This is a genomic window from Mesorhizobium sp. M7A.F.Ca.CA.001.10.2.1 (assembly GCF_003998575.1).
In the GTDB taxonomy this organism is placed as follows: Bacteria; Pseudomonadota; Alphaproteobacteria; order Rhizobiales; family Rhizobiaceae; genus Mesorhizobium.
Genome location: NZ_RZQY01000567.1, coordinates 1 through 4,073 on the forward strand (window position 1 = coordinate 1; position 4,073 = coordinate 4,073).

At 64.6% G+C, this 4,073-nt stretch carries 6 protein-coding genes; all 6 read left to right on the top strand.

Going from position 1 to position 4,073, the window contains the following annotated elements; translation table 11 throughout:
- On the top strand, positions 1 to 229 hold a 229-nt coding region (locus EN964_RS27375; RefSeq protein ID WP_164776022.1), incomplete at its 5' end, for an amidohydrolase.
- 175 nt (positions 230 to 404) lie between these two features.
- Positions 405 to 1,076 (top strand): amino acid ABC transporter permease, encoded by a 672-nt coding sequence (locus tag EN964_RS27380; protein ID WP_024504874.1) that lies wholly within the window; start codon positions 405 to 407, stop codon positions 1,074 to 1,076.
- A gap of 10 nt (positions 1,077 to 1,086) precedes the next feature.
- A complete protein-coding gene (locus EN964_RS27385) occupies positions 1,087 to 1,743 on the top strand; it encodes an amino acid ABC transporter permease (RefSeq protein ID WP_127268072.1) in 657 nt (218 codons plus the stop codon).
- A gap of 63 nt (positions 1,744 to 1,806) precedes the next feature.
- Positions 1,807 to 2,610 carry a transporter substrate-binding domain-containing protein gene (locus EN964_RS27390; protein WP_127268071.1) on the top strand — a complete coding sequence of 268 codons (804 nt, stop codon included), beginning with the start codon at positions 1,807 to 1,809 and terminating at the stop codon, positions 2,608 to 2,610.
- A gap of 79 nt (positions 2,611 to 2,689) precedes the next feature.
- Positions 2,690 to 3,406, top strand: a complete 717-nt coding sequence (locus tag EN964_RS27395; RefSeq protein WP_127268075.1) for an amino acid ABC transporter ATP-binding protein — start codon at positions 2,690 to 2,692, stop codon at positions 3,404 to 3,406.
- 226 nt (positions 3,407 to 3,632) lie between these two features.
- On the top strand, positions 3,633 to 4,064 hold the full coding sequence (locus EN964_RS27400) for an alcohol dehydrogenase catalytic domain-containing protein (protein WP_281055402.1): 432 nt from the start codon (positions 3,633 to 3,635) through the stop codon (positions 4,062 to 4,064).
- Positions 4,065 to 4,073 lie beyond the last annotated feature (9 nt).

The following is a 4,073-nucleotide window of genomic DNA, read 5'->3' on the forward strand; positions in this document are numbered from 1 at the left end:
GCCGACCTCGGCCGAGCTCGACTCCATGTGGGGTCCCTACATCGAGACCTGCATCGAACTCTTCGGAGCCGACCGCGCCATGTTCGAGAGCAACTTCCCGGTCGACCGGATGGGCATCGGCTATGCCGCCCTTTGGAACGCCTTCAAGCGCATCGTTTCCGGCGCATCCGACGGCGTGAAACGCGGGCTGTTTGCCGGCACCGCGCGGCGCGTCTACCGGCTGGATTGAACCGCCGCGCGGGCGGCGCCAGCCAACACATTTGGCGAGGTGGGGGGAACCGAACCGATAATATCCCTGCATCGCGCCGCCGGCTTAAGCTTCCCCGATAGGGAAGGCGCGCGCGGTCGGCGGATCGGAGCGTGGCGGGCAGGCATTTCTGGAGCAGCCGGAAGTTAGGGAGGTCATGCAGTATCAGCTCCTATTCGCGCCCGTGTTCGCGAACATGGACCATCTTCTAACGGGCGCGTGGATCACCATCCAGCTCTCGTTCGTTGCCATGATTCTCGGCCTGATCGTCGGCGTCGTGCTGGCCTTTGCCAAGACCGGCGGGCCGCCCCCGCTGCGCTGGCTGATCGACGCCTATATCGAGCTCGTCCGTAACACACCCTTCCTGGCGCAGATCTACTTCATTTATTTCGCGCTGCCGGAATTCGGCATCCGCATGACGCCGAACACCGCCGCCATCGTGGCGCTGGTGGTCAATGTCGGCGCCTTCGCCACCGAGATCATCCGGGCCGGCATCGAATCCATCGCCAAGGGCCAGGTCGAGGCCGGCGTCGCGCTCGGGCTCAACCGCCTGCAGATCTTCCGCTACATCATCCTGAAGCAGGCGGTGCGTACCATCTACCCGGCGCTGACCAGCCAGTTCGTCTACCTGATGCTGTCGACCAGCGTCGTCTCGGTGATCTCGGCGACGGACCTGGCCGCCGCCGGCAACGACATCCAGCAGCGAACCTTCACCGCCTTCGAGGTCTATCTTGTCATCACCGGCATGTACCTCGTCATGTCGCTCGGCTTCTCCGGCCTGTTCCGCCTGATCCAGCGCCTCGCCTTTAACTATCCCTTAAGCCGGTAGGAGCGAGGTCATGATCCGCCCCTTCGGCATACAGGAATTCTGGTTCATCGTTCTGGCTGTCCAGTGGACCATCGCGCTTTCGGCCGCCGCCTTTGCCGGCGGCGCCGTCGGCGGACTCGTGGTGGCGCTGGCGCGGGTGTCGAAATACCGGCTGCTCTGCCTGCCGGCGCTCGGCTTCATTCGCCTGTTCCAGGGCACGCCGCTCTTGATGCAGCTCTTCCTCACCTATTTCGGCCTGCAGATCATCGGCTTCGGCGTCAGCCCCTGGGTGGCGGCCGCACTGGCGCTTACCGTGCACGCCGCCGCCTTTCTCGGCGAGATCTGGCGCGGCTGCATCCAGGCGGTGCCGGAAGGCCAGAGCGAGGCGAGCTGGGCGCTTGGCCTGTCCTATTTCGATCGGATGAAATCGGTGATCCTGCCGCAGGCCGCGCGCATCGCCGTGGCGCCGACCGTCGGCTTCCTCGTCCAGCTGATCAAGGGCACGTCGCTCGCCTCGATCATCGGCTTCGTCGAGCTGATGCGCGCCGCGCAGATCATGAACAACGCGACCTACTCGCCGCTCAAGGTCTACGGGCTGGTGACCATCATCTACTTCTGCCTGTGCTGGCCGCTTTCGGTCTACGCCCGGCGCATGGAAGGGCATTACGCCGCTCTGGCGACACGCTGACGTCTCGAATTGTCCGGACCCTCGATGTCGGGGATCCATTTTTTGAAAGGGAGGATACACCTGATGACACTCTGGAAAAATGCTCTGACGTTCGTCGCGAGCGTCGCGGTCGCGGCGGCCGTCACCGTGATGCCGGCTTCAGCCCTGACCTTGAAGGAAATCAAGGACAAAGGCACGATCACCGTCGGCTCGCTGGTCGATTACCCACCCTTCGGCCTGCTCGATTCCAACGGCCAGGCCGTCGGCTACGATCCCGATCTCGCCAAGGAGTTCGCCGACAGCATCGGCGTCAAGCTGACCATCCTGCCGGTGACCTCGGCCAACCGCATCCAGTACCTGCTGTCGGGCCAGGCCGACGTGCTGTTTGCCACGCTCGGCATCACCGAGGAACGCCTCAAGGTTGTCAACTTCTCGGTGCCCTATGCCGGTCTCGAGCAGTTCGTCTATGGCGACAAGGATATCGCCATCACCGACAAGGCGGGCCTCGCGGGCCAGACGATCGGCGTCACCCGCGGCACCACGCAGGATACCGCCGTGACGGCAATCGCCGCGGCCGACACCAACGTCCAGCGCTACGACGACGACGCCTCCTCCGCGCAGGCACTGATCTCCGGCCAGGTGCCGCTGCTCGGCGTTGCCGACATCGCGATCGGCCAGATCGAAAAGACGGCGCCGGACCGCTTCACCAAGAAGTTCCTGCTGCGCCAGCAGGCGCAGGGTATCGTCGTGCGCAAGGACTCGCCCGAGCTGCTTGCCGCCGTCAACGACTTCCTGAACGGGAAGAAGAAGGACGGAAGCCTGGGCAAGCTGCACGAGCAATGGATGAAGGCGCCGTTGCCGGACTTCATCGAAAACGCCGAGAAGTAGGTTCAGGCACGGCCGGCCGCAGGGAGATGTCCACGTGAGTTCAGAACAGGCGAACGCAACCGTCTCGCTCGCGGTGAGCATGGAAAACGTCGAGAAATACTACGGCGCTTTCCATGCGCTGAAGGCCGTCAACCTGACGGTCCGCACAGGCGAGCGAATCGTCCTTTGCGGCCCGTCCGGCTCGGGCAAGTCGACGCTCATCCGCTGCATCAACCAGCTCGAGCAGGTCCGCAGCGGCAAGATCGTCGTCGACGGCATCGAACTCACCGCGGGGCCGAAGAACGTCGAGGCGGTGCGCCGCAACGTCGGCATGGTGTTCCAGCAGTTCAACCTGTTCCCGCACATGACGGTGCTCGAAAACTGCACGCTAGCGCCCATGAAGGTTTCCGGCATCGCCAAGGCGAAGGCGGAGGAGACCGCGCGCAAATACCTCGCCCGCGTGCGCATTCCCGAACAGGCCCACAAATATCCCGCCCAGCTTTCGGGCGGCCAGCAGCAGCGCGTGGCGATCGCGCGCGCGCTCTGCATGAATCCCAGGATCATGCTGTTCGACGAGCCGACCTCCTCGCTCGACCCGGAGATGGTCAAGGAAGTCCTCGACACCATGATCGAACTGGCCAACGAAGGCATGACCATGCTCTGCGTCACCCACGAGATGGGCTTCGCCCGCCAGGTCGCCGACCGCGTCATCTTCATGGACCAGGGCGAGATCGTCGAGATGGGCGAGCCGGGCACCTTCTTCGACAATCCGAGGGAAGCCCGCAGCAAGGCGTTCCTCAGCCAGATCAGCCATTGAACATGGCGTGCGCCTTGTACTGAAGCGGCGACGGCAGATGCTGCGGGATACGAGGATTTGAACATGATGCGCGCCGTGGTTCTGCATGCCGAGAGAAGACCTGCGCGTCGAGGAAAGGGCCAGGCCCGAACCTGGCCCCTAACAGGTGCTGGTGCGGATCGCCAATGGCGGCATCTGCGGCTCCGACCTGCATTGTTAGAACCATGGCGGCTTCGGGCCGGTCCGAGTGCGCGAGCCGATGATCCTCGATCACGAGATTTCCGGGCATGTCGCGGCGCTCGGCGCCGGTGTCGTGGGCGTGCAGTTGGGCGCTATGGTCGCCGTCAGTCCGTCGTCGCCCTGCGGCCATTGCGGCTTCTGCTGCAGCGGCCAGCCGATCCACTGTTCCGACATGCGCTTCCTCGGCAGCGCCATGCGCACGCCGCTCGTGCAGGGCGGGTTTGCCGACTACATCGTCTGCGACGCCGCCAACGCCGTCGCCATGGCTGCCGGCGTCGACGCCGCGATCGGCCTCCTCCTCCTGCTTTCGGCGCGACTGGCGCGCGCGAAGTGGTGGTCACCGACATCCTCGACAAGCCGCTCGCCCTCGCCCCTTCGCTCGGCGCCGACCATACGGTCAACGTCGGGCGGTCGGGCCGGATGCGCTGGCCGGCTATGAGTCCAACAA